This is a genomic window from Hymenobacter sp. AT01-02 (assembly GCF_000961955.2).
GTDB classification, from domain to species: domain Bacteria; phylum Bacteroidota; class Bacteroidia; order Cytophagales; family Hymenobacteraceae; genus Hymenobacter; species Hymenobacter mucosus.
This window is the reverse complement of record NZ_JZIR02000002.1, coordinates 67,112-90,025: the sequence shown is the minus strand read 5'-3', so window position 1 is coordinate 90,025 and position 22,914 is coordinate 67,112. Positions and strand designations below refer to the sequence as shown.

At 55.1% G+C, this 22,914-nt stretch carries 19 protein-coding genes and 1 pseudogene; 4 read left to right on the top strand and 16 right to left on the bottom strand.

Annotated elements, in window-relative coordinates:
* Positions 1 to 31: 31 nt before the first annotated feature.
* From murD to mraZ, 7 genes are all read right to left on the bottom strand, one after another.
* Positions 32 to 1,417 (bottom strand): UDP-N-acetylmuramoyl-L-alanine--D-glutamate ligase, encoded by a 1,386-nt coding sequence (gene murD, locus VI25_RS00720; RefSeq protein ID WP_045689107.1) that lies wholly within the window; start codon positions 1,415 to 1,417, stop codon positions 32 to 34.
* A 41-nt stretch (positions 1,418 to 1,458) separates the two neighbouring features.
* A complete protein-coding gene (mraY, locus tag VI25_RS00715) occupies positions 1,459 to 2,679 on the bottom strand; it encodes a phospho-N-acetylmuramoyl-pentapeptide-transferase (protein ID WP_045689106.1) in 1,221 nt (406 codons plus the stop codon).
* 155 nt (positions 2,680 to 2,834) lie between these two features.
* Positions 2,835 to 4,310 carry a UDP-N-acetylmuramoyl-L-alanyl-D-glutamate--2,6-diaminopimelate ligase gene (locus VI25_RS00710; protein ID WP_045689105.1) on the bottom strand — a complete coding sequence of 492 codons (1,476 nt, stop codon included), beginning with the start codon at positions 4,308 to 4,310 and terminating at the stop codon, positions 2,835 to 2,837.
* A 106-nt stretch (positions 4,311 to 4,416) separates the two neighbouring features.
* A complete protein-coding gene (locus tag VI25_RS00705; protein WP_072144722.1) occupies positions 4,417 to 6,528 on the bottom strand; it encodes a penicillin-binding protein in 2,112 nt (703 codons plus the stop codon).
* A 147-nt stretch (positions 6,529 to 6,675) separates the two neighbouring features.
* Positions 6,676 to 7,413 (bottom strand): FtsL-like putative cell division protein, encoded by a 738-nt coding sequence (locus VI25_RS25695; RefSeq protein ID WP_072144721.1) that lies wholly within the window; start codon positions 7,411 to 7,413, stop codon positions 6,676 to 6,678.
* Positions 7,414 to 7,515: 102 nt separating this feature from the next.
* The gene (rsmH, locus tag VI25_RS00695) at positions 7,516 to 8,457 is read right to left on the bottom strand and encodes a 16S rRNA (cytosine(1402)-N(4))-methyltransferase RsmH (protein ID WP_072144720.1); all 942 of its coding nucleotides are present in this window, start codon (positions 8,455 to 8,457) and stop codon (positions 7,516 to 7,518) included.
* Positions 8,454 to 8,930 (bottom strand): division/cell wall cluster transcriptional repressor MraZ, encoded by a 477-nt coding sequence (mraZ, locus tag VI25_RS00690; protein ID WP_045689104.1) that lies wholly within the window; start codon positions 8,928 to 8,930, stop codon positions 8,454 to 8,456. The genes rsmH and mraZ overlap by 4 nt, the downstream gene beginning before the upstream one ends.
* A gap of 321 nt (positions 8,931 to 9,251) precedes the next feature.
* Here mraZ and VI25_RS24525 point away from each other — a divergent pair, with 321 nt between their 5' ends.
* From VI25_RS24525 to VI25_RS00680, 3 genes are all read left to right on the top strand, one after another.
* Positions 9,252 to 9,704, top strand: coding sequence for an HYC_CC_PP family protein (locus tag VI25_RS24525; RefSeq protein ID WP_152981436.1), 453 nt, complete (start codon positions 9,252 to 9,254; stop codon positions 9,702 to 9,704).
* 89 nt (positions 9,705 to 9,793) lie between these two features.
* The gene (locus VI25_RS00685; RefSeq protein ID WP_055562167.1) at positions 9,794 to 12,088 is read left to right on the top strand and encodes a TonB-dependent receptor; all 2,295 of its coding nucleotides are present in this window, start codon (positions 9,794 to 9,796) and stop codon (positions 12,086 to 12,088) included.
* 96 nt (positions 12,089 to 12,184) lie between these two features.
* Complete coding sequence (locus tag VI25_RS00680; RefSeq protein ID WP_045689103.1) at positions 12,185 to 12,562, top strand: heavy-metal-associated domain-containing protein; 378 nt, start codon at positions 12,185 to 12,187, stop codon at positions 12,560 to 12,562.
* A gap of 85 nt (positions 12,563 to 12,647) precedes the next feature.
* Here the strand turns inward: VI25_RS00680 and VI25_RS00675 are convergent, their stop codons facing one another.
* On the bottom strand, positions 12,648 to 13,217 hold the full coding sequence (locus VI25_RS00675) for a hypothetical protein (RefSeq protein WP_152981435.1): 570 nt from the start codon (positions 13,215 to 13,217) through the stop codon (positions 12,648 to 12,650).
* 271 nt (positions 13,218 to 13,488) lie between these two features.
* On the opposite strand from VI25_RS00675, the gene VI25_RS00670 reads away from it, so the two are divergent.
* Positions 13,489 to 14,226 (top strand): LytR/AlgR family response regulator transcription factor, encoded by a 738-nt coding sequence (locus VI25_RS00670; RefSeq protein ID WP_045689101.1) that lies wholly within the window; start codon positions 13,489 to 13,491, stop codon positions 14,224 to 14,226.
* A gap of 15 nt (positions 14,227 to 14,241) precedes the next feature.
* On the opposite strand, the pseudogene VI25_RS00665 reads toward VI25_RS00670, so the two are convergent.
* From VI25_RS00665 to VI25_RS00630, 8 genes and pseudogenes are all read right to left on the bottom strand, one after another.
* Positions 14,242 to 14,957: pseudogene (locus VI25_RS00665) on the bottom strand (fatty acid desaturase).
* A 110-nt stretch (positions 14,958 to 15,067) separates the two neighbouring features.
* Positions 15,068 to 15,916 carry a 4-hydroxy-3-methylbut-2-enyl diphosphate reductase gene (locus VI25_RS00660; RefSeq protein WP_045689100.1) on the bottom strand — a complete coding sequence of 283 codons (849 nt, stop codon included), beginning with the start codon at positions 15,914 to 15,916 and terminating at the stop codon, positions 15,068 to 15,070.
* A gap of 318 nt (positions 15,917 to 16,234) precedes the next feature.
* Entirely contained in the window at positions 16,235 to 17,440 is a 1,206-nt protein-coding gene (locus tag VI25_RS00655) for a carboxypeptidase-like regulatory domain-containing protein (RefSeq protein ID WP_045689099.1), read from the bottom strand.
* Positions 17,441 to 17,564: 124 nt separating this feature from the next.
* Positions 17,565 to 18,758, bottom strand: coding sequence for a carboxypeptidase-like regulatory domain-containing protein (locus VI25_RS00650; protein WP_045689098.1), 1,194 nt, complete (start codon positions 18,756 to 18,758; stop codon positions 17,565 to 17,567).
* A 110-nt stretch (positions 18,759 to 18,868) separates the two neighbouring features.
* Positions 18,869 to 19,393, bottom strand: a complete 525-nt coding sequence (locus VI25_RS00645) for a hypothetical protein (RefSeq protein ID WP_052695307.1) — start codon at positions 19,391 to 19,393, stop codon at positions 18,869 to 18,871.
* A gap of 112 nt (positions 19,394 to 19,505) precedes the next feature.
* Positions 19,506 to 20,348: a phytoene/squalene synthase family protein gene (locus tag VI25_RS00640; RefSeq protein WP_045689097.1), complete on the bottom strand. Its 843-nt coding sequence runs from the start codon at positions 20,346 to 20,348 to the stop codon at positions 19,506 to 19,508.
* A gap of 119 nt (positions 20,349 to 20,467) precedes the next feature.
* Positions 20,468 to 21,970, bottom strand: coding sequence for a phytoene desaturase family protein (locus tag VI25_RS00635; protein ID WP_236704817.1), 1,503 nt, complete (start codon positions 21,968 to 21,970; stop codon positions 20,468 to 20,470).
* Between the two features lie 200 nt (positions 21,971 to 22,170).
* On the bottom strand, positions 22,171 to 22,686 hold the full coding sequence (locus VI25_RS00630) for an RNA polymerase sigma factor (RefSeq protein WP_045689096.1): 516 nt from the start codon (positions 22,684 to 22,686) through the stop codon (positions 22,171 to 22,173).
* Positions 22,687 to 22,914 lie beyond the last annotated feature (228 nt).

Genomic DNA, 22,914 nt, shown 5'->3' with positions numbered 1-22,914 from the left:
AGTACGCGCGCAACCGACCAGGGCCGGCCCGCTACTCGTTGGCTTCCGCGTTTGTTTGGTCGTCGGTGAGTGCTGCCACAGCCGCCATAAACTGGTGGCCCCGGTCTTCGTAGTTCCTAAATAGGTCAAAAGAAGCGCAGGCTGGGGACAGTAGCACTACATCGCCGGGAGCCGCCAGAGCGGCGGCGCGCTGCACAGCGTCGGTCATGCTGCGGGTTTCTTCTACATGCGGCACCACCGGCCCAAAGGTGGCCGTCAGCTTCTCGTTGTTTACTCCCAGACAGATCAGGGCCTTCACGCGGGTAGCCGCCAGCGGCAGCAGCGTGGAGTAATCATTTCCCTTATCGGTGCCCCCCGCAATCCAGATAATCGGGCGGTCAATGCCATCGAGGGCGTACCAGGCCGCCTCTACGTTGGTGGCTTTGCTGTCATTGATGAAGCGGGCACCGTTCAACTCGCCTGCTACTTGGAGCCGATGGCTCGCGTTTCGGAAGCTTGCCAGGTGCTTTTCTATTTCCGCACCCGAAATCCCGGCAATGCGGGCGCAAAGCACTGCGGCAAGGGTATTTTGCCGGTTGTGTTGCCCAATCAGTGGTGATGCCGTGGTACTAATTTCTTCGGTTGCGCTGTAGAAACCCGGCAGCATATCAATGCATAACCGGTCTTCCTCCATGTAGTAGCCCGCCAAGTGATAATCAGGGCGCTTGTGCAGGCTAAATGGCATCTGCCGCACAGGGCGTAGGGCGGCCTTGAAGTGCTGCTGGATATTCTCGTCGTCGGCGTTGTACACAAAGTAGCCGCTACTGTCCTGGTTGCGTACTATCCGCAACTTGGCCTGCGCATACTCCGCCATGGAGTAGTTGTACCGGTCGAGGTGGTCAGGAGTGATGTTCAGTAGGACAGATACCCAAGCCTGAAAAGTATACGTGTCGTCTAATTGAAAGGAACTCAGCTCTACCACGTAGTAGTCGAAGACATCCTCAATAACCTGCTCCGCCAAGCTATAGCCCACGTTGCCAGCTAGTCCTACCTTCAGACCTGCTTTCTTCAGCAAATGGTAGGTAAGCAGGGTGGTTGTGGTCTTGCCGTTGGTACCCGTGATGCAAATGCACCGGGCCCGCGTGTAGCGCCCAGCCAGCTCAATCTCTGAAATGATGGGCGTGTCTTGTTCGCGCAGTGCCTGGATAATGGGAGCCTTTTCCGGGATACCCGGGCTTTTTACTACTTCATCGGCGCGCAGGATTTGGTCTAGCGTGTGCTGGTTTTCCTCGAAAGGAATCCCGGCCGCCGTCAGCTTCTGCTTGTATACTTCCTGAATTGGGCTTTTGTCTGACACAAACACGGTGTGCCCTTTGGCCTGCGCAAGCAGCGCTGCCCCTATCCCACTTTCTGCAGCTCCTAGTACGACAATGTGCATAGATGTTCAGATTGCAATCCTCGCCGCAGCGAGAACTTTCATTAGCGTAGTTTCAAGGTTACCAGCGTCAATACGGCGAGCATAATGCTCACAATCCAGAAGCGCGACACGATTTTAGACTCGTGGTAGCCCAGCTTCTGGTAGTGGTGGTGCAGGGGCGACATGCGGAGCAAACGGCGGCCTTCCCCATACTTGCGCTTGGTGTACTTAAACCAGCTTACCTGCACCATCACCGAGAGGTTCTCAATCAGAAACACGCCGCACAGCACTGGAATCAGCAGCTCCTTGCGCACGATAATGGCTAGCACGGCAATGATACCGCCGATTGCGAGGGAGCCCGTATCACCCATAAAGACTTGGGCGGGATAGGAGTTATACCACAGAAAGCCCACACAAGCTCCCACGAAGGCAGTGCAGAAGATTACCAGTTCCCCAGAGTTCGGAATGAACATTACGTCGAGGTAGTCGGCCAGCAGGGCGTTACCACTCACGAAGCAGAAGATAGCCAGCGTGATGCCAATAATGGCTGAAGTACCTGCCGCTAAGCCATCAAGGCCATCGGTGATGTTGGCACCGTTGCTCACCGCGGTGATAATCAGGATGACGATGGGAATGTAGAAGAAGGCGTAGTACTCATTGAAAAAGTCGCCAGCCGTAGCAAACAGGTCGCCGTAGTTCAGCTCATTGTTCTTGAGGAAGGGCACCGTCGTAATCATCAGCTTCACATCTTGGTAGATGCCGCTGGCATCCACGGCCGAGAACGAGCCATTAGCTAAGGCATACTGGCGTACGGTCACGTCGTTGGAAAAGAACAGCACCCACCCCACCGTCACGCCTAACCCTACCTGGCCCAACACTTTAAAGCGACCGGCCAATCCTTCTTTGTCTTTCTTTACTACCTTAATATAGTCGTCTACGAAGCCAATCAGCCCCAGCCACACGGTGCTGAGCAGCATGAGCACGATGTAGATGTTGTCGAGCTTGGCAAACAGCAGCACCGGCACCAAGATGGCCAGCAGAATGATAAGCCCACCCATTGTAGGTGTGCCCTTTTTTTCATTCTGGCCTTGTAAGCCCAGGTCACGAATGGTTTCTCCAATCTGCTGGCGCTGAAGGGCCCGAATAAGCGGCGCCCCAAAGAACTGAGCAATAATGAGCGAAGTAACTACGGCCAACGCTGCCCGAAACGAAATGTATTGAAATACACCCGCGCCCGGCAGGTGATGCACTTTGTAGAGGTAATTGAAGAGGTAATACAACATGGGCGCGAGGTTCAGCAGTTGGGTTTCAGCGGCATTCCAAACTGCAAAGGTTTCGTTTTTTGGGTTGGGGTCAAAGGTTGTGTTTGTGCTGATTTTAGCCTATCCAAGACCTATCGCACGGTAGCCAGCGCCTTGGGCAGACTGTTTTGGAGCTGTTATTTCCCAAGTAGATCAAACATTTCTGTTAGCACCTGCTTGTCGTCGAACTCGGCCCGCACGCCTTTTACTTCCTGATAGGTTTCGTGGCCCTTACCTGCTACCAGTACAATGTCGCCTGGCTGGGCTAGGGCTACGGCCGTCTTGATGGCTTCGCGTCGGTCGGCAATGGTCAGCACTTTCCCCAAGTCCTCGACGGGCACACCGCCTTGCATTTGGGTTAGAATATCGTTGGGATCTTCAAAGCGGGGGTTGTCGGACGTCAGCACGGCGCGGTTGGAGAGCTGGGCGGCCAAGCGCGCCATAATGGGGCGCTTAGCCCCGTCGCGGTTGCCCCCGCAGCCCACCACCGTAATTACCTGCTGACTAGGCTGGCGAATGTCAGCAATGGTTTGAAGCACGTTTTCCAGCGCATCAGGCGTGTGCGCATAGTCTACAATGCCGGTGATGCGCACTTTAGAAGATACTACCGGCTCGAACCGACCAGGTGCTGATGTCAGGCCCGATAGTACTGTGAGCACTTCCGTCGAATCTTCCCCTAGCAGTACCGCCGCGCCATAAATAGCCAGCAAGTTGTAGGCATTGAATACTCCGATAAGACGAAACTGCACTTCCTGACCGTCAACCTCCAGGTGTAAGCCGTGCACAGCATTTTCTAGCAGCTTGCCCCGAAACGTCGCCGTTCCCCGCAACGAGTAGGATTCACGGCGGCCTACCACATTCTGCAGCATCACCGGACCGCGCTTATCGTCGGCATTCGTGAGGGCAAAGGCCGTTTTAGGTAGCATGTCGAAGAACCCCTTCTTGGCCTTGAGGTAGGCATCGAAGGTCCCGTGGTAATCGAGGTGGTCGTGCGTAAGATTGGTGAAGATACCGCCCGCAAACTGCAACCCCGTAATGCGGTGCTGCACTACGGCGTGGGAGCTAACTTCCATGAACACATGGGTGCACCCAGCCTTTAGCATGCGAGCTAGTAACTCGTTCAGACGGATGGCGTCGGGGGTAGTATGCGTAGCTGGAATTACCTGCTCGTCGATTTGGTTTTGCACCGTGCTCAGCAGGCCACAGTGGTAGCCTAGCTCCCGGAAGAGCTTGTGCAGCATAGTAGCGCAGGTGGTCTTGCCGTTAGTACCCGTCACACCCACCAACTGTAGCTTCCGCGAAGGATGTCCGTAGAACTCGGCGGCCATGCGGGCCATTGCCTCCGCGCTGTCGGCTACCTGCACGTAGATAGTGGTAGAGGCCAGGTCGGCCGGCAACTCCTCGGCTATTATTACCGCGGCCCCCTGCTCTACTGCTTTCGGAATAAACTGGTGACCATCGGTAGCGGTGCCGCGCAAGGCAAAGAACACGGTGCCAGGTCCGGCCTGGCGCGAGTCTAGCGTGAGGCCGCTAACAGAAACATCTGTAGCGCCATGCTGGGCTAGCACAACTACAGGAGCGAGGAGAGCGGAAAGAGCAGTAGCTTGATTCAAGGGTAGGTTGGGGCGATAAGGAAGGCGGGGCTAGCCTTCGCGTTTTTGTGTTGCAATTACCGTATGGGCGGCAAGAATTATCTTCTTCGGGAAACGACGGAGTTTACTAGTGCTTTGTCATTGCTCCCGACTGGGTCTTTCCTCCATGCGATGCCGTAGCCGTGGCGCTAGCCGATGTGGTACGCGGGCCGTGGCTATCAGCCATCGTAGCCATGCCGGGCGTGGGCGGCGCAGCCGGGACCGGAGTAGTTGCCCGCCCGCCAATGGGTTCTAGCTGCAGTAGTACCGTAGCTCCGCGCCGCACTGCCGAGCCAGCGGCTACGGACTGCGTTTTCACTCGGCCAGTTCCGAAAGAACGCACCCGCAGGCCCCGATTCTCTAGCAAAAACAAAGCGTCACGCAGTGTTAGGCCCTGCACATTGGGGACACGCCCAGGGCGTACTGCCAACGGCTTCAAGGACAGCTTTTCCGCTTCCGCGCCAGATGCGGTGCGCACCCAGTCATCGCCCTCGGTGGCTCCTTCGTGGCCAACCCCTAGTTGGGTAAATACCAGTGACAGTTCGTCCTGCATGCCGGCCTGCACCTGCGGCACCCGCGACCTGGCCTTGGGAGCCCGAGCCAGCAAAGGCCGCAGGCTGGCGGCGTCGCGCGCCATGGCTTTGTCGGCCACTTCCTTAAATACGGGAGCTGCTACTTCCGCCCCCGACCAGCCGCCGCGCTTAGGCGAGTCAACTACCACGATGCAGCTGTACTTGGGTTGGTCAGCGGGAAAGTAGCCGCAGAAGCTGGTGGAATACATCTTTGTGTACGCGCCATTTTTGAATTTCCAAGCCGTACCTGTTTTGCCAGCAATAAGGTAGTCGTTGGAGCGGATGCCCCGGGCCGTACCTTCGCTTACTACGCCTTCCATCATGGATCGCACCTTCTCCAAAGTCTCGTCAGAGCAGATTTTGGGGTTGAGTACCTGAGGCTCAAAGTGTTCCAGCACGTTGTCGGCCTGCTTAATTTCCTTTACAATCATGGGCTGCACCTTCACCCCGTTGTTGGCTACAGCATTATAAAACGCTAAAGTTTGGAGGGGTGCCAGCTTCAGTTCGTAGCCAATGCACATGGTAGTCAAGGAAGTACGGCTCCAGCTACGATCCTGAGGGTCTTTGATGTAGGGGCGCGCTTCGCCGGCCATCTGGAAGCCGAGAGGCTTATCAAGGCCAAAGCGCTTTAGGTAGTCCGTGTACCTATCGGGGTTGCGGCTAAACTGTCGGTCCACGAGCACGGCTACTCCAATGTTAGACGACTTCTCGAACACCTGCTTGATGGAGATGCGGCCGTTGGCATGGGTATCGGTCTTTACGGCTCCCCCAATTCGCATGGAACCCGTGTTGCCGGTGTTCACGGTATCGGTGAGGTCTAGGTCGTGGTTTTCCTCAAACACAGCCATCAATGAAGCCAGCTTAAACGTAGAGCCTGGCTCAGTACGGCCCTGGTCGGCAATGGCGTAATTGTAGTCTTCACGGTACACGCCATCAGCTACTTTACCCAAGTTAGCCACCGCCTTAATTTCGCCAGTCTTCACCTCCATGAGAATCACGCAGCCATACTGGGCATCGTTATCTACCAAGGATTTGTAAAGGGCATTTTCGGCCACGTCTTGCAGGTTGATATCAAGCGTGGTTTTGATGTCATAGCCCGGTTGAGGCTTTACTTCTGTACCATCATAAATAGGCTTGTTGCCGCCGGGTACTCGCTCGAACAGGGCTTCTCCGTCTTTGCCGGCCAAGTGGCGGTTAAAGGTGAATTCTAGCCCCGCACCGTTCTTGTCTTCATTGATAAAACCAATGGTACGCTGCGCCAGCCCGCCAAAAGGCCGGAAGCGTTTGTCTACCTTTTCAAAAATCACTCCGCCCTTGTTCTTGCCTTCCCGGAAGATAGGCCACTGAGCTAGCTCCTTTTTTTCTTGGAAGTTAATCTGCCGGGAGTTCAGGCGCAGGTAGCGCACCGGCGTCTTGGATTTCTTAGCATTCACCAGCCGACGCCGATACTCCCCTGGAGTTCTGTCCTGGAAGAAGTTAGAGAGCAGGTGTGCCAGGGAGTCTACCTTGCGGTCAAACAGATGGCTATCTACCACGCTGGGGTCCCAAGCTACCCGGTAGAAAGGCAGCGAAGTAGCCATAATGCTGCGGCCATCGGAGGCGAATATGTTGCCGCGGGTGGCAAACACGGTTGGTATACTACACGCCGCTCTTGCTCCAGGGCACGCCACTGTTCTCCCTGGGCAAATTGAATTTGGGTGACCTTCCACACAATGGCGCACGAAAACAGGCTGACGCCCAAAAACGCCAGCCGAATGCGGGTGACAATACTTTTTTTAACGTTTCCTTTCATTGCGGCGATGGGCAGAACGATTGGAAGATGAAGATTCACTGGAGGGCACCGGGTTGCCGTTCACGTCAACCCCGATGGGCATAGGCGGCGCGGCTTCCGCTACGCTGTCGTCATCGGACAACACGCGCTCAGAAGCGCGACGAATGGAGTCGGCCTTGGCGCGGGCCGACATAGCGGCTACGGAGTCCGCCGTCAGCAATGGCACTTCTTCGAGCCGAGCTTCGTCGATGCGGCCAGCGGGCACCGTAATGCGAAACGGAGGCGAGGAGCTTTCCACTAACCCATAAGCGGCCACCTTGCGCGCTACTTCGCTTTGCTTGCTGGCTTCCATATAATCGGAGGAAAGGGTGGTATAATCGGCGCGAAGATCTTCTGTTTCCAGCTTTAGCTTCTGGATGCTGCGGTTCATGCGTGTGGCGTAGTGCGTGTTACCGATGTACACCAGCGTCAGGAACATGATGAACAGCAAGTGGGGCAGGTAGCGCACCGGTAGCCCTTCCCGAAATAGACCATCAACGCGCGTAATGCGCTCTAGCAGCGTAAATACGCTCCATGTAGCCCGCTTTTGGGCCGCGGGCCTAGGGGTGCGGGGTGGCTTGGGCGCCGACGCGGGAGTGGGCTCCGGTTTCGGCTCGGGCGCACGTACCGGTTCAGGCACCACGGCGCGGGGCGCATTGGTACGAGGCTGGCTGGCGACGGGTCTGATCGTATTGGTAGCCACTGGAGTCAGTTATTCGGGGGCTATGGCTGAAGAGACAAGGTGATTAGCTTAGCTCTCCGACGGTTTGCAGTGCAAAACGCAGTTATTCGTAGCCCATTGTTTTTATTCATTTTTTACCGCTATCCGCAACTTAGCACTTCGGGCCCGCGGGTTGAGGGCCACTTCTTCGTCAGAGGCTTCTACTGGCTTGCGGGTCAGGGCATCAAAGGGCACATTGGTGCGGCCAAAGAGGTCCTTTTCTACTTCGCCAAAGAATTTACCCTTGGCAATGAAGTTTTTCACCAATCGGTCTTCCAAGGAGTGGTAGCTCATCACCACCAGCCGGCCGCCGGGGCGTAGCACCTGGGCCGTTTGGGTTAGCATTTCCTGGAGGGCGGTCATCTCGTCGTTAGCTTCGATGCGCAACGCCTGAAATACTTGAGCGAGGTATTTGTTTTCCTTACCGCGGGGCGTCACCGAAGCAATAGCCTTTTTGAGCCCTGCAATGGTTGAAATGGTTTGACCACGCCGGGCCGCCACCACGGTAGCGGCCAAGGTCCGAGCATTAGTTACTTCCCCGTACATGCCGAAGATGCGGTGCAGGTCGGCTTCGGAGTATTCGTTGATGATGTCAGAAGCCGACGTGTCGCCATCCTCCGCGTTCATGCGCATATCCAGAGGGCCATCGAAGCGGGTGCTGAAGCCTCGCTCGGGCGTGTCAAACTGATGCGAAGACACTCCTAAGTCTGCCAGCAGACCATCAACGGGCAGAGCGCCGCGCTGCTGCAAGGCGGCGTACAAGTCGCGGAAGTTGCTGCGAATAAATGTGAACTGCGGGCGGGCCAGCTTCTGGGCTTCCTGTTCAGCGTCGGCGTCCTGGTCGAAGCTGTAGAGATGGCCGGTGGTCAGGCGCTCAAGAATTCGAGCCGAGTGGCCGCCGCCCCCAAAGGTCACATCAACGTAGCGGCCACCAGGCTGCAAGTCCAGGCCTTCTAGGCACTCGCGCAGCATCACGGGGCGGTGGTATGCAGTATCGTTCTGGTAGTCGGGCAAGGTAGTGCTCATGCGGCCAGGGGGCCGCCAAGGCCGTTGTCGGTGGTAAGAAATTTTTGAGCCAGCTTCGAGAAGCTTTGCTGGTCTTTGATGAGGAAGTCATCGTAGAGGGCAGGGTCCCAGACTTCGCAGCGGTTGCCAAGGCCCACAATAATGGCTTCCTTTTCGATGCCGGCATAGCGGCGCATGGAACCCGGCAGCATAAACCGCCCAATGGTGTCTAGCTCCACTTCCGTCATTCCCCGGAAGAAATTGCGCTGAAATTGCCGGTACTCTTCGTTGAACTCATCCAGCGCCATCACCTTTTCGTGAATCACGCGCCACGCTGCCCGCGGGTACAGTACCAGGCAGGGTTCAAACCCTCGCACCAGTACCAATTGATTGCCGGACGCTTCCGGCAGATTGCCCTTTACCTTAGCCGGCAGCACCAGCCGACCCTTGGGGTCGAGCTTGCACTCGTATTCGCCGGAGAGGAGCAAGGACATGGGCAGGAGTAGTCATAGAAGCGGGTTATAGCAAAAGTACGGAACCCCTAGGAAAAGGCAACCACCTTTTACCATTTTCTACCACCAACTAAAAAGGCCATTAGCAACGCATAAATGCCCTTTTTGCCGGGTAGCCAAATCGAATAGCGCGGAACGCGAATAGCTTACCATCCACCCTTGACAGAATGTCAGACTTTATTTCTCTGCTTTGGTGGTAAACATCATTCACTAGAATCTTACGCTCAAACTCACGCTGTGTGGTGCTTGGTCCCGCTTGCTATGCCAGCAGTACTAGCGCTTAGTGTGTATCTTTGCAACTCCATGAAACGCCCGTTGCTACATCGGCTCTTCAGTGTCTGGCTGGCGCTGTTAGTTCTTGCCTCCTCGGTAGGCCTGACGGTGCAGCAGCATACTTGTCGGCAGAGCGGGCAGCACACGACGGCTATAATATTCAGCCCAGCTCGGCATGGCTGCCCGCCCACAACAGCCCCGAACCTACCTGCGTCCTCTCGCAACACGAAAGCCCAGCTCACAAAATCGTGCTGCGAGTTTGGGGCGCATTTCCACAAGCTGGATGCCTCGACGGTAGATGGGACGTGGGCGAAGGCTCCCCTGCCCCCTCTTGCTCTACACTGGCCTGTAGCTTTTTCGTGGGCAGCACTAGCGGTTAGCACCGCCTTACCGGGCACTGAAAAGTGGCATGCTGGTGATACCTCTCCTCCACTGCGCGCGGGCCGGGCACTGTTATTTTTCGTGTGCACCCTCATTGTATAGAAGAGCTTACTACCGTGTAGTAGTCACTGAGCTACCTTTGGGGTAGCCGGTGCCTCCTTTTCAGAAAGCACTTCTAATGTACTGACAACATGCACGTTTCTTCCGGGTTACGCATGCTGGTTGCGCCGGGTGTTATGCTACTGGCTGCAACGGCAATGGCCCAAACGCCCGACCCATCCGTGGCGGCCATTCGCGGGCAAGTGGTGGACGCCGCCTCCCGAGCTCCCCTTCCGGGCGCCCTTGTGCGGTGGCTAAGCTCTCCTACCGAGGCTACCACTACGGACGCCCAAGGTACCTTTTCCCTGACCCGACCGGCCCGCGCCACCAACGGCCAACTCATCATCAGTTCGCTGGGCTACCGGGCCGATACTGTGGTAGTAGGTGGCAGTGGGTACTTACGCCTGACCCTGCGGACAGCTACCGAACTCAACAGTGTGGTGGTAGAGGGCCGGGCTCCGTCCTACTCTGGGCTCACACCCACCAACACCCAGGTCATCACCAGCCGCGACCTAACTAAATCGGCGTGCTGCAACTTGGCGGAGAGCTTCGAAACCAACGCATCGGTGGAAGTATCTACCACCGATGCCGTATCTGGGGCGAAGCAAATCCAACTGCTAGGCTTAGATGGCGCCTATTCCCTCCTCACCGTAGATAACCTGCCGGCGCTGCGAGGATTAGCCACGCCATATCGCCTGGGTTACCTGGCGGGTCCTTGGATCGAAAGCATCGATATCATCAAAGGGATGGGCTCCGTGGTGAATGGTTACGAAAGCATATCGGGGCAAGTGAACGTGCGCCTTAAAGAGCCCGACACTGCCGAGCGCCTGCTATTCAATATCTATGGCAACGACCTAGGTAAGTTCGACGTGAACCTAAACCTAGCCACACCCCTCACTAAGAAGCTCAGCACTACTCTGCTCCTGCACACCGACCATCTGGGTCGCCGCGTAGATCGTAATGATGACGGCTTTCTAGATCTTCCCCTTGCCACGCAGTACAACCTATTCAATAAGTGGAAGTACAAGTCGGGCACGGGGCTCGTAACAGAAGTTGGCTTGGGTGCCCTGCGCGAAACCCGTCAGGGCGGGCAGGTAGCCTACCGTCAGGATGCCCCCGTAGGCTACTACGGCACTACCCAAACAACTACCCGCTACACGGGGTACGCCAAAACTAGCTATACCTGGCCGGGCCGGCCCTACCAAAGTCTGGGGTTGCTCGTGAGCGGCACCAGCCACCAGTTTGACTCGCGCTACGGCTTGCGGACGTACGACGGCACCCAGCGTACTGGCTTCGCCACACTCTTGTTTCAAAGCATTGTGAGTACCACCGCGCACACGTACCGTGCTGGCCTTAGCTACCTCCACGACAACTACCGGGAGGTGTACCAGACTGGATTTATCTCACCTACTGAGACGCCAGCTGAGCGCTACGCCCGCGAACATCGTAACCGTCTGGAGCAGGTGCCGGGTGCTTTTGCTGAATATACTTACCAGAATGCCCGCAACCTGACCGTGGTAACGGGCGTGCGCCTCGACCGCCACAACCTCTACGGCTGGTACCTGACGCCACGGCTGAATGTGAAGTACGACGCAGCTAAGAATACCGTGCTGCGCTTAGCGGCGGGTCGTGGTTTCCGCACGGCTAATCCCATTGCCGAGAATGCGGGTATGCTGGTTAGCTCGCGGGAGTTCGTGATTAGCCCCGCTTTGCGCCCCGAAACTGCCTGGAACTCAGGAGGCTCTTTCACGCAGTACTTCACGTTTTTCAGCCGCCCGGCTACGTTTGTCACCGACTATTACCACACTGAATTTCAGAATCAGGTAGTGGCGGACCCCTACACGGCGGCCGACCAAATGCTGATTGCGAACCTTGAGCCCAGTGGGCGCTCTTTTTCCCGCAGCTTCCAGACGGAAGTACAGGTAGAGCCCGTGAAGGGCCTGCACGCAAAGGCAGCCTACAAATACTTGGATGTGCGCACTACCTACGCGGGTGAACTGCTACCGAAAGTACTAACGCCTAAGCACCGCGTATTTTTCAATGTGGGCTATGCCACGGCCTTCGATAAATGGCGCGCCGACTTCACAGTACAAGGGTTTGGGAGGCGCCCCCTGGCGCATTCCCCCGCCAGTGCTGGCCACCAGCACGGCGTCACGGAGGGCATGCTTCCCTATGCCCCACGCTATGCTTTGCTCAATACTCAACTAACCCGGGCCTTTAAGCGGTGGGAGGTGTATGCAGGCGTCGAGAATCTGACTAACTACCGCCAGCCCACGCCCATTAGTGGAGCCTACGCACCGTTCGGACCAGATTTTGATGCGGCCATGATTTGGGGGCCAGTGTACGGACGGCTAGTTTATAGCGGCTTGCGCTTTACCCTCGATTAACCCCACACGACATGTGGGCCCGGCCTAGCTTTGCACGGGCATTTTTTACCTTACTCTGTTGTTTCCCTGGCGTACGCGTCTTCACTCCTTTACCTCATGAAAATCCTTTCATCCCTTCTGCTTGCCTTATTCTTCTTCACCGCGCAGGCTACCCAAGCCCAGCAAGCTAAGCCTAAGGGCACCGCTACTGAGCAAGTGAAGTTCAAGACATCGGCCGTGTGCGATATGTGCAAGGCCCGCCTTGAAAAGAGCCTCGCCTACGAGAAAGGTGTACAAGCGGCTTCCCTTGATGTACCTACTCAAGTCCTTACCGTGACGTATCGCCCCGAGAAAACGACTCCCACCGCGCTACGCACGGCCGTGCAGGCTACTGGCTATGATGCCGATGATCAGCCGGCCAACGCCCGCGCGTACGACCGGCTGCCCGACTGCTGCAAAAAGACCAACGCCGTTCACTCCGACGGCGGCCACTAAGCACACATGTTTTTTGCCAACAGCAAGGCCCGGGGCTCTCGCTCTGGGCCTTGCTGTTGATATCTAGAGGACACAACATCTTGATTCAGGCGGGCAGATCAGGACTAGTCTCCACTTCAAACGACAGAATGGCGGTGAATGCAAGCGGCCGGGTAAGGCGCCGACGGTTGGTTCCGGATACTTCGAGCGTAAACCAATCGGCCCGTAGAAACTCAAGTAGGTTTGGTTGCCCCAGCAGTTCCATGCCAATATGCGTGGTATGTATTTGCCGGGAGGAAAAGGCCGCCACTGGCACCTTCTGATTATTTGCCGTCAGAAAGCAGCTTCCGGTATCAAGTGCGCCGAGCGTTGGGGTGCCCCGCCCAATAGGATAGTTCGGATCGGGCGACCATTCTAAGCGCGCCTCGCGTAGCCACACCGCCGATATACCCGGGCGAGTCAGCTCCGTCAGGCAAGGTAGCGTGCCCGGCAGCGTAGCCTCGCAGAGAAAGATTAAGTCCATTCCTGGATCAATACGCATGTTGATAGCGCGTGTATTGGTCCCGAAGGCAGAGCGCAAAGAGCGCCGTAGGCCTTCATGATGCGCAATAGTCAGGTCAACCCCTAACACTACTGCTGGTAGTGGGGGGCCAGAACTCGGGAGTAATCGGTTCATACGTGGTGCAACAGGCAGGTGGAGGATCTGACACCACGGCACGAGGTGCTATTTCACCAGCAACAGCAAGCAGAACAGCAAACTCCGGGGTGCCTATTCAGAAGGTACATACGTGATATGCAAATACTTGAATGAAATATAGCAAACTAACCTAGGGGTATATTAACGCATACTATAGGTAGGTCAATATTGTTATATTTTTAATAATTCATAGAACAAATTAGATTTACAGAGTATATTCACACCCTCAGTTCTGTGCTTACCCGCTCCTATGAAGATTACTTGTCTACTTCTTGATGACGATCCGCTTGTGCTAGAGCTGTTGCAGGCGTACGCCACCATGACGGACATTTTAGAAGTAAAGGCTGCTTTTACTGATCCGCTTGACGCTCACCGCTTTCTGCTAGAACAGCAAGTGCAAGTGCTGTTTTCAGACGTTACCATGCCTCACCTTTCAGGCATTGACTTAGTGCGCTCCTTGCAGCAGCCTCCTTTGGTAGTCCTCATGACCTCGTACCCCCAGTACGCCATGGAAGGCTTCAACCTTGATGTAATTGATTTTCTGCTCAAGCCTATCTCCCTCGACCGGTTTCTGAAGGCAGTTAATAAGGTAAGCAGCATCTTGCGGGCCAACGCTCGGGAGGCCGTTCCCGCAGTGGATACAAGCGCGGGGCTAGGGTCTTTCTTTATCCGCACTGATGCGCAGTTCGTGCGCCTTCACTACCGGGAAGTGCTCTACATTGAAGCCCTCAAGGATTTTACGAAGATCAACACTTCAGATGGTCGTACCCATCTCGCCCTGGTAAACCTGAAAAACATTGAAGAGCAGCTACCACCAGGCTTATTTGTTCGCACGCACCGCTCATATCTAGTCAATGCCGCTCATATTGAAACGGTTAGCAATCTAGAAGTGAAAGTGGGCGGGCACGCGTTACCACTGGGCCAAACGTACCGCGAGCGAGTGACGGAGCGCATTGTGAACCGCTCTCTTATCCGGCGTCAGCATTAAGCTTTACAGTGCAAGTTATTGGCTTGCGGCTTCCTTAGCCCGCCAGAGCCGCCACCACGGTAGGTAAGGCTGATCGTGATGCTCGTAGTGGTAGCCGAAAAAATAACAACTCGCAAAAGCCCACACGTGGTGCCGAAACTGCGTGCGCGATTTGTGCGGGTTATCGACGGCATGTTCACCCCGATGGGCAGGTAGGTGCCAAAGAAAAACAGTTGCATAGTTGCCAGCACAGCGGGCACCATCCAAAAACCAATCACATTGGCCTGCGGAAACCAGTATTTCAGCAAGTTATAGGTTGCCGCCATCAGCACAATCTGCCATACTGTGACGTAATTCCAGGCAAAACGAACAAACCAAGCCACGAAGCTTACGTGCTTACCGTCGTGAAAATCCGGGTCGTCTTCCGTAGCCACGTGCCGATGATGTGCATGGTGCTTGGGTAGCATTCGAGGAAACCAGTTGTAGGCAAACAACAAGGCTGTCAGCGTACCAACGGCATTATTCAAGCGCTTGTTGGGGCTTACCACGCCATGCATGGCATCGTGAGCAGTGATAAACAGCCCCGTATACAGGTGGGTTTGCAGTAAGGCCAACAGATAGGGCCAAGGGGTACGCCAATTGGGTTGGTAGAAAGCCAGCAAAAACACAAGCAGCCCAGCCCAAGCTCCTAGCACCAAGCCTGCCATTAGTACTCCTTTGCTTCCCAGAGGGGCAGGCTTCACCCGTTGCATGGGCGAGGCGACTTGCGAATGAGCAGAAGTAGTAAGCATTGAGCTAAGAAACGCGGGCGAAACAGAAAAAGGTGCCAGTAAAAGTACGCAGGCCTTTTGCCAGGTACGGGCTATAGTGCTACTAGCGCATCCCGCACCTGCTCCATTTGCCACATGGGTGTGCTAGTGGCACCACAAATTCCTACCGACTGCCCTGGGTAAAACCAGTTGGCGCAGATTTCATCTACTTTAGAAATAAAGTGGGTGTTCGGGTTTGTGTCTTTGCACACTTGGTAAAGCACTTTGCCATTTGAGCTTTTGGTGCCCGACACAAACACTACCTGGTCGAATTGCGCGGCGAAGCGCCGCAAGTCTTTGTCGCGGTTGCTTACCTGCCGACAAATGGTATCGTTGGCATTGACTTGGTAGCCGCGCTGCTCTAGCTCATCTTTAATGCGGTAGAATGAATCGGTACTCTTGGTCGTCTGGCTATAGAGCGTGATATTTTCGGGTAGCTCGTGGCGCAAAAGCTCCTCAAAGCTCTCAAAAACCACTGCCTCGCCGCTGGTTTGCCCTAGCAGCCCACGCACTTCGGCGTGGCCATGTTTACCGTAAATGAAAATGCGCTCCTGCTTATCGTAACTGGTTTTAATGCGGTTCTGGAGCTTCAGCACAACTGGGCAGGATGCATCAATCAGAGTCAGTCGGTTTTCCAGGGCTTTCTGATAGGTGCTGGGTGGCTCTCCGTGGGCCCGGATGAGCACGGCCTCATCACGCAGCTCATTGAACTGCTCATAGCCGATAATGCGCAGGCCACGCTGCTCTAGGCGTTCTACTTCCTCATCGTTGTGCACAATGTCGCCGAGGCAATACAGGTAGCCCTGCTCATCCAGAAGGTCCTCCGCCATCTGGATAGCATAAATAACGCCGAAGCAAAAGCCGGAATTGGGGTCGATACGGACGCTCAGATGGTGCGGCATAACGGCGAAATAACCAGAGAAATGGGGAGAAGGTTGCAGATTAGGAAGGGAGCTACGTGTACTTATACGGTTCGGCTTGACTCAGGATAGCCATTAGCCAACTCTGCGTACTAATAAAGTTAGATTATTCTCTATTGTTCAGATTCAACTTCTATATTATTCTACTACTCAACTTATTTGCTAAGCTGCCCGCTGAGAGCTTTGCGCTAAAAAATACGCAGGGCAAGCCTGCAGAAAGCCTGTGTTGTGCAGTCTCCCGTTGGCTTGCCCTATACTAGGACGAGAATCTAAACATTCTGTTACGTCCTGCCTACTTAGCTACTTACCTTGCAGGGGCCCAAATGCCTTGCGGGCCTCCAAGTCTCGAATGACTTTCTCTTCTACAGGGCTGGCGCGTAAGATGGCCTGGTCGCGCCAGAACTGCGCATTGTACGGCTGCTTCATTACCTTCTTCAGGTCATCGTAATTGACGCCCGTGGTACGGTAGGCGCGGCCCGCCGGCTTACCCGTGTAGTCGTACACGAAGAAATTGCCTTCCACGTGCGTCGTATCTGCCTTGTTTTGAAAACGCAGCACAATGGTTTCCTCCGCGCGAGTAGACGACAAGCGCGTGAGGGAATCAGCCACCGGTACGAAATCGGAAACCATGCGGAAGGTCTGCGAGTCAAGGGTAGTACCCTCCCCAAACTGGTAGCTGGTTAAATTACCAATGGGCACCCGCGACTCTAGGCGCCGTAGCGCAGCGGTGTTCAGGTCGAGGTACAAGGTGCCTTCAGAAGCGGGCTGTCCCAGGCTGGGGCGCGGCGCGTAGTCAATGACGGCCGTTTCCTGTCCCCGTTCTTGCAACACCTCCCGCAGCCGGAAGGTAAACTGCTGGGTGGCCAATGGGCTTAGAGGTACCGCCAGCGTACGACGGCTAGGCTTGGGCTCGAATACAGGAATCAGCCGCACTGCGGCCGAAAAATTTATCATATCAACGCCCTGCTTGTTGGGCACGGTGCCGTAGCGAGCCTGCTCCAGCTGCCAGCCTTCTACGTGCTGGTTGCTAAGGCGCACGGTGTAAAACGCATCCAGAAACTCGTTGTACTGACCGTTATGGCGCTGTTTCTGGCGGTAGAAAGCTTTGCCGTAATGCTCGTCGCGGGCGTGGCGCACTAGCTTGGCATAAGCCCGCTGCACCAGTTCTGCTGCTACCTGCTCGGGGTTGCGCACCCGCACTTCGGGCAGGGCCACCGTGCTGGCTTTCAATACAATATTTAAGGGGGCAGCACCAGCAGGAACGGGTACAACAGTTGTTTGGTACCCCATGCTTAGCACGACAATCTCGCGGGGTTGGGTGGCGAGCCGTAGCGTGAACTCGCCCGCTTCGTTGGTAGAAGTGCCGGGCTCATTGCCTCGCAACCCAACCGTAGCATACGGTACCGGCCGCTTTTGCTCGTCGGTGACGCGGCCCGTAATGCGAACTTGCTGGGCCTGTACGGCAGTAGTGGTAGCGAGAAGGGAAAGGAGAAAGAGTTGTTTCATCTGCCGGGAAAAGGATGGACGACACGTTGGCTCGTTTAATACCGTGCCGAAGTGCTACCTGAAACGTTGACGGCGGGATTTTGTATATACAGCCGCCCCAACTTCCCCGCTATGTAGCCGCAGATCAGAATTTTCCGAATGTATTTCTACCCTCGAAATCCCGAATTACCTCTTGCTCTACGGGGCTAGCCAGCAATACTTCATTCTGCTGCCAAAACTGGGGATTGTACGCCTTGGCTTTTACCTGCTCCATATCATCGGAGTGCCTACCTACATCCTCGTAGGCATGGCCTGGCAAGCGCCCGGTATACTGGTAGAAAAAGAGGTAGGCTGATATGCGGGTACTATCTGGCTGCCCCCCGGCCCGGCCCATAACGATGGTAGCCTCAGCGCGGGTACTCGTCAGCCGTGAGAGGGAATCGCCCACGGGGGTGAACTCCGCCGCCAGCCAGAATTTGTCGCTCAGGCGCTGATAGTCGCCGTTGCTTTTCATAGTAATCATGCTAGTCAGCGGCAGGGCTTGTTCCTGGCGGCGCACCACAGCCGTTTTCATGTCAATGTAAAGTGTGCCTGAGCTGGCCGGCTTGTGCACTTCCGGGCGGGGTGCAAAGTCGATAACCGCCGTTTCGCGGCCTGCTTCACTGAGTATGGTGCGCAACGTGAAGCGAAAGTTGCTGGTAGGATCTTGCCCTAGGGGCACGAGCAGCTTCTCGCGAAAGGCGTGGCGACTATATACCGGCACCCGACGGATAATAGTCGAAAAGTTGCGAAACACGAAGCCTCCCGGCACATATGCATAGCGCGACTCACCTAAGTCCCAGCCTTCAATTACGCGGTTAGAAAACTTTACGTCGTAAAAGGCATCGAAGAATTCTCGGTAGCGCCCATTCTGCCGGGTTTTTTGGCGGTAGAAGGCTTTGCCGTAATACAAGTCTTGCTGATGGCGTAGCAATTTAGCGGCGGCCCGCATTACTAGTTCCTCCGCTACTTTGTTGGGGTTACGCACTGTTACTTCGGGTAGAGCGACAGCGCTGGCCTTCAGCACTACGTGTACTGGAGTTTGGGCTGTGGTCACCACAGCTTCAGCCCGGCCGTAGCCCATGCTTAGCACCACCATGCGCTGGGGCAAGGCCGGAGCCTGCAAGCTAAACTCACCTACTTCATTGGTAGCTGTCCCCGTGGAGCCATCTACCCACCCTACAGTAGCATACGGAACGGGCTGCTGTTGTTCATCTACTACTTTACCTTTCACCACTGTTTGGCTTAGCCCCGGCAGCTGTAGTAGGAGCAGCAATATCACACTCAGAATCGTACGCATCGGTTGAATAGCACTTACAGTATAGAGCCTGCTAGATATAAAAAAAGCTCCCATAACGGGAGCTTTCTTCAATTAAAACTACGCTAAGTGTAAAGGCAACCTTGGCCGTCTTACAGTTGCGTCAGCTTCTGAGCATCGGCCTCTGATACGTGGCCGCGGTCTACCATAAAGTTGCGTACTAGCGCAAACGATTCGGCATCGAGGCCCGACTTAGGATGCTGTAGTAGCATGCTCACCAAGAACTGGCGGTCTTCCTCTACATGCGGGCTCAAGCCCAAGAAAGCGGGCAAGTTGCTTTCTACACTTAAGCGCAGAAAGCGGATTTCCGGATTATCCGCGTCTAGCTTCACAGCTTGGTCAAACAGCTTATTTGCGTTTTGCACGTAAGTGAGCTTGTTGAACATAGAAGCATCGCGGGCCCGAATGGCTTCGGCGGCAGCTTTATATCCTAGCACCACGGCATCCTGCTTGTCGTAGGCAGCCATAAGCTTGTAGAACTTCTCGCCAGCCTCTTTACTCGTAGCGGCTTGCTGATACTGGCGGCGGAGGTTAGTGACGGAATATGGATTGGCGTCTGACACGAGGGTGGAAAGGAGCAAAAACAGTGTAAGGAAAAAGGAAAGGAGCAGCTTCACAGATGGAGGAATTCGTGACGAGATGAGCACAGCAACATGCCGGCAGTACACCGGAACTGCTGGAATCGTGCCCAAAATTCACACTCCCCTACTCATCTACCAAACCAGGCCCTTAGATAGCGCGCATTCGGTAGCGGAAGTATGACCCCAGCAACAACAGCAGTTTCGTGTTGTCTGGTACGCGCACCCGCTGGCCAAGGATATGTTGAGCTGGCAGCTGGCGAATCTTATGGAAGAGCTTGAGGTAATACACGTAAGCCAAGTAAACGCCCAGCCGAGCTGCTCGCGGCAGCTGCACAATGCCCGCGTAGCCCGCCTCAAAATCAGCCCGAATATCAGCTTCAATTTCGCGCTTTACTTGGTCATCGAAGGCCTCGTACTGTACTCCGGGGAAGTACACCCGGCCGCGCTCTTCGTAATCGGAGCGGATATCGCGCAGGAAGTTTACCTTCTGAAAAGCAGCTCCCAGCCGGCAAGCCGACGCGCGCAGGTGGGTAAACATGGCCTCGTCGCCCTCGCAGAAAATGCGCAAGCACATCAGTCCTACCACTTCCGCCGAGCCGTAAATATATTTTTCGTACAACGACTGATTGTAGCTGCGGTCGTCAAGGTCCATCTCCATGCTATAGAGAAAGGCATCCAAAAATTCCCGGTCGATCCGGTACTGGTGTACGACGTGCTGAAACGCGTGCAACACGGGGTTTAGGCTGAACCCCGTAGCCAAGGCGGCATCCGTTTGCTGTCGAAACTCGGCAAACAGAGCCGCTTTGTCGCGGTCATGAAAGGTGTCCACGATTTCATCGGCCCAGCGCACCCATCCATACACGGCGTACACGGGCAGATGAAACCGCCGGTCGAGGGTCCGGATGCCCAGCGTGAAGGAGGTACTATAACGCGTAGTAATTAGCTTACTGCACGCTAAACTGGTTTCCGTAAATAGCTGAACGTGGTCCACTTGATGGTAATTAAAAACGGAGAAGCATACGGGGTGAAGTGCTACTGATAAGCCCCTCAATAGGAAGAAATGTCAAGCAGCTAATATCAACGCCTCACGGCAGGGATATACGGCGGCGGTTACTTCCTGAGAGAGAACTCCTTCTCTACTTCCTGGGCCACTACCTGGCCGGAAATAAGCGAAGGTGGCACACCTGGTCCGGGTACGGTAAGCTGGCCAGTAAAATACAGATTCCGCACCTTTTTACTTTTGAGCGTGGGCTTTAGCACCGCCGTCTGGCGCAAGGTGTTCGCCAGCCCATAAGCATTGCCTTTGTAGCTGTTGTAGTCCTGCACAAAGTCCTGGTGGGCGTAGCTGCGCTTGTACACTACCGCGTCGCGGATGGTGGTGCCGCAGTGTTGCTCCAAGCGGGCCATAATCAGGTTGTAGTAGTACTCCCGGGTTTCTTCCGGATCAGACAAGTTGGGAGCTACCGGAATCAGCAGAAATAGATTTTCGCAGCCCTCCGGCGCCACCGTAGAGTCGGTTTGCGACGGCGCCGAAACGTAGAACAGCGGTCGGCTGGGCCACTTAGGGTCATCGTAGATTTCCTGAGCGTGCACGGTCAGGTCTTCATCGAAGAACAAGTTGTGGTGGCGCAGCTTGGGAAGGCGCTTGTTTACGCCCACGTAAAAGAGCAGCGACGAGGGCGCCATCGTGCGCGAATCCCAGTAGGCTTCGTTGTAGTGGCGCCACTGGGGTGCCAGTAGGTGCTGCTCGGCGTGGTGGTAGTCGGCCCCGGCTACTACCACGTCGGCCGGCCGGAAGCCCGCGGAGGTTTGCACACCGGTAGCCCGGCCATTCTCCACTACTATTTCTTGCACGGGCGTATTGTATTCCAGTTGCACGCCTCGCTCCTGAGCCAAGGCAACCATACCTTCCACAATCTTGTGCATGCCTCCCAAGGGATACCACGTTCCCAAGGCCAAATCGGCGTAGTTCATCAGCGAATACAGCGCCGGCGTATTCTCTGATGTGGCTCCCAGAAATAGAATAGGAAACTCCACTAACTCCAACAGACGCGGGTTCTTGAAGAACTTGCGCACGTGCTTGTGCATGCTCTGCAAGATGTCGAGGCGCAGAGCGTCAACCAAGAGACGGGGGTCGGCAAACTCAAGCAAAGAGCGCCCCGGCATGTGCACAAATTTGCCAATGCCTACCTCATATTTATACGCCGCCTGCCGCAGAAATTCGTCGAGGCGCGCCCCACTCCCGGGCTCATAGCGCTCAAACAACTGGCGCAGCTCGCTCATAGCGGCTGGGATGTCAACCGTTTCGGCGCCTTTGAAAATTACTTGATATGATGGATCCAGGCGCACCAAATCGTAGTAGTCAGCTACCTTCTTGCCAAATCGGGCAAAGTACTGCTCAAAAATATTGGGCATCCAGTACCAGCTTGGCCCCATGTCAAACGTAAAGCCCGCAGCCTTAAACACTCTGGCTCGACCACCTGGCCCCTCATTCTTCTCTAATATGGTGACGTGGTAGCCGCGTTGGGCCAGCGAAGTAGCCGCCGCCAGTCCGGCAAAGCCAGCTCCGATTACGATAACGTTTTTGGTAGTGGTGGGGGTAGTAGATGACAACGGAAAGGGCGTTTGAGGAAGCTGAACTGCAAGCTACAATTTGATGGGCATACGCAAATGTTTCAGTGATGGCCGCCAATGGGAGGTAGCTACCAACGGTACCTCCACAAACAATCGGGCCGCGAACCACGCAGCCAAAGGCTTGCGTCGTCCGCGGCCCGCGATACGCCCGGGGCGGGTCTGTACTCTCTCCCTATTCCCTACACGCCGGGGGCGTATGTCGTCAGCGCCTGCTTAAGCTCTTTGCGGGCGATGTGAATACGGTTCTTAACGGTGCCAATCGGAATTTGCAGCTTCTCCGCAATTTCCAGGTACTTATATCCGATGTAGTACATCATAAACGGAGTCCGATAGTCAGAGGAGAGACTGGCAATGGCTTCGTTTATATCTGTTACTACGAAGTCTGAGGTTGCTCCGTTGTGCGTAATGTAGTTTTCGTCAGTATTAAAGTACTGGAAGTACTCTGTGCTGTCGATATTACTGTTACGCTTGGTGATCTTGTTGTAATTGTTAATGAAGGTGTTGCGCATGATGGTGTACAACCATGCCTTCAGATTGGTGCCCGTCTTGAACTTGTCCTTATTTAGGAGCGCTTTCAACAGCGTTTCCTGCACTAGGTCCTTGGCGTCATCGGCGTCACGGGTCAGGTTCATCGCCACGGGCTTTAGCGAGTAAGAAATCTTTTGTACTTGGTCGGTGAATTCCAAAGAGGTCATACTGTTTAGCTTTTCGTGGCAAAAAGTTAAACAAATATACGAGCGTTTCCGGAAGTCGACTTACCAAGCCCTATTTATTTTTCTCTAGCTCAACACGACGGCCTTACCTCGCCCACAATAGCACAATGCATTGACGTCCAATTAGTAACAAGGTTGCTAGCACATTCAATAATTCCGACCAACAGCCCCAAATGCCACACAAACCGCTTGTTCTACGCCATGAAAAAA

Bases quoted from the DNA above. Each gene is read 5' to 3' on its own strand.
- murD (WP_045689107.1), bottom strand. From the start codon at position 1,417: ATGCACATTGTCGTACTAGGAGCTGCAGAAAGTGGGATAGGGGCAGCG.
- mraY (WP_045689106.1), bottom strand. From the start codon at position 2,679: ATGTTGTATTACCTCTTCAATTACCTCTACAAAGTGCATCACCTGCCG.
- rsmH (WP_072144720.1), bottom strand. From the start codon at position 8,457: ATGAGCACTACCTTGCCCGACTACCAGAACGATACTGCATACCACCGC.
- mraZ (WP_045689104.1), bottom strand. From the start codon at position 8,930: ATGTCCTTGCTCCTCTCCGGCGAATACGAGTGCAAGCTCGACCCCAAG.
- VI25_RS24525 (WP_152981436.1), top strand. From the start codon at position 9,252: ATGAAACGCCCGTTGCTACATCGGCTCTTCAGTGTCTGGCTGGCGCTG.
- VI25_RS00685 (WP_055562167.1), top strand. From the start codon at position 9,794: ATGCACGTTTCTTCCGGGTTACGCATGCTGGTTGCGCCGGGTGTTATG.
- VI25_RS00680 (WP_045689103.1), top strand. From the start codon at position 12,185: ATGAAAATCCTTTCATCCCTTCTGCTTGCCTTATTCTTCTTCACCGCG.
- VI25_RS00675 (WP_152981435.1), bottom strand. From the start codon at position 13,217: ATGAACCGATTACTCCCGAGTTCTGGCCCCCCACTACCAGCAGTAGTG.
- VI25_RS00670 (WP_045689101.1), top strand. From the start codon at position 13,489: ATGAAGATTACTTGTCTACTTCTTGATGACGATCCGCTTGTGCTAGAG.
- VI25_RS00660 (WP_045689100.1), bottom strand. From the start codon at position 15,916: ATGCCGCACCATCTGAGCGTCCGTATCGACCCCAATTCCGGCTTTTGC.
- VI25_RS00655 (WP_045689099.1), bottom strand. From the start codon at position 17,440: ATGAAACAACTCTTTCTCCTTTCCCTTCTCGCTACCACTACTGCCGTA.
- VI25_RS00650 (WP_045689098.1), bottom strand. From the start codon at position 18,758: ATGCGTACGATTCTGAGTGTGATATTGCTGCTCCTACTACAGCTGCCG.
- VI25_RS00630 (WP_045689096.1), bottom strand. From the start codon at position 22,686: ATGACCTCTTTGGAATTCACCGACCAAGTACAAAAGATTTCTTACTCG.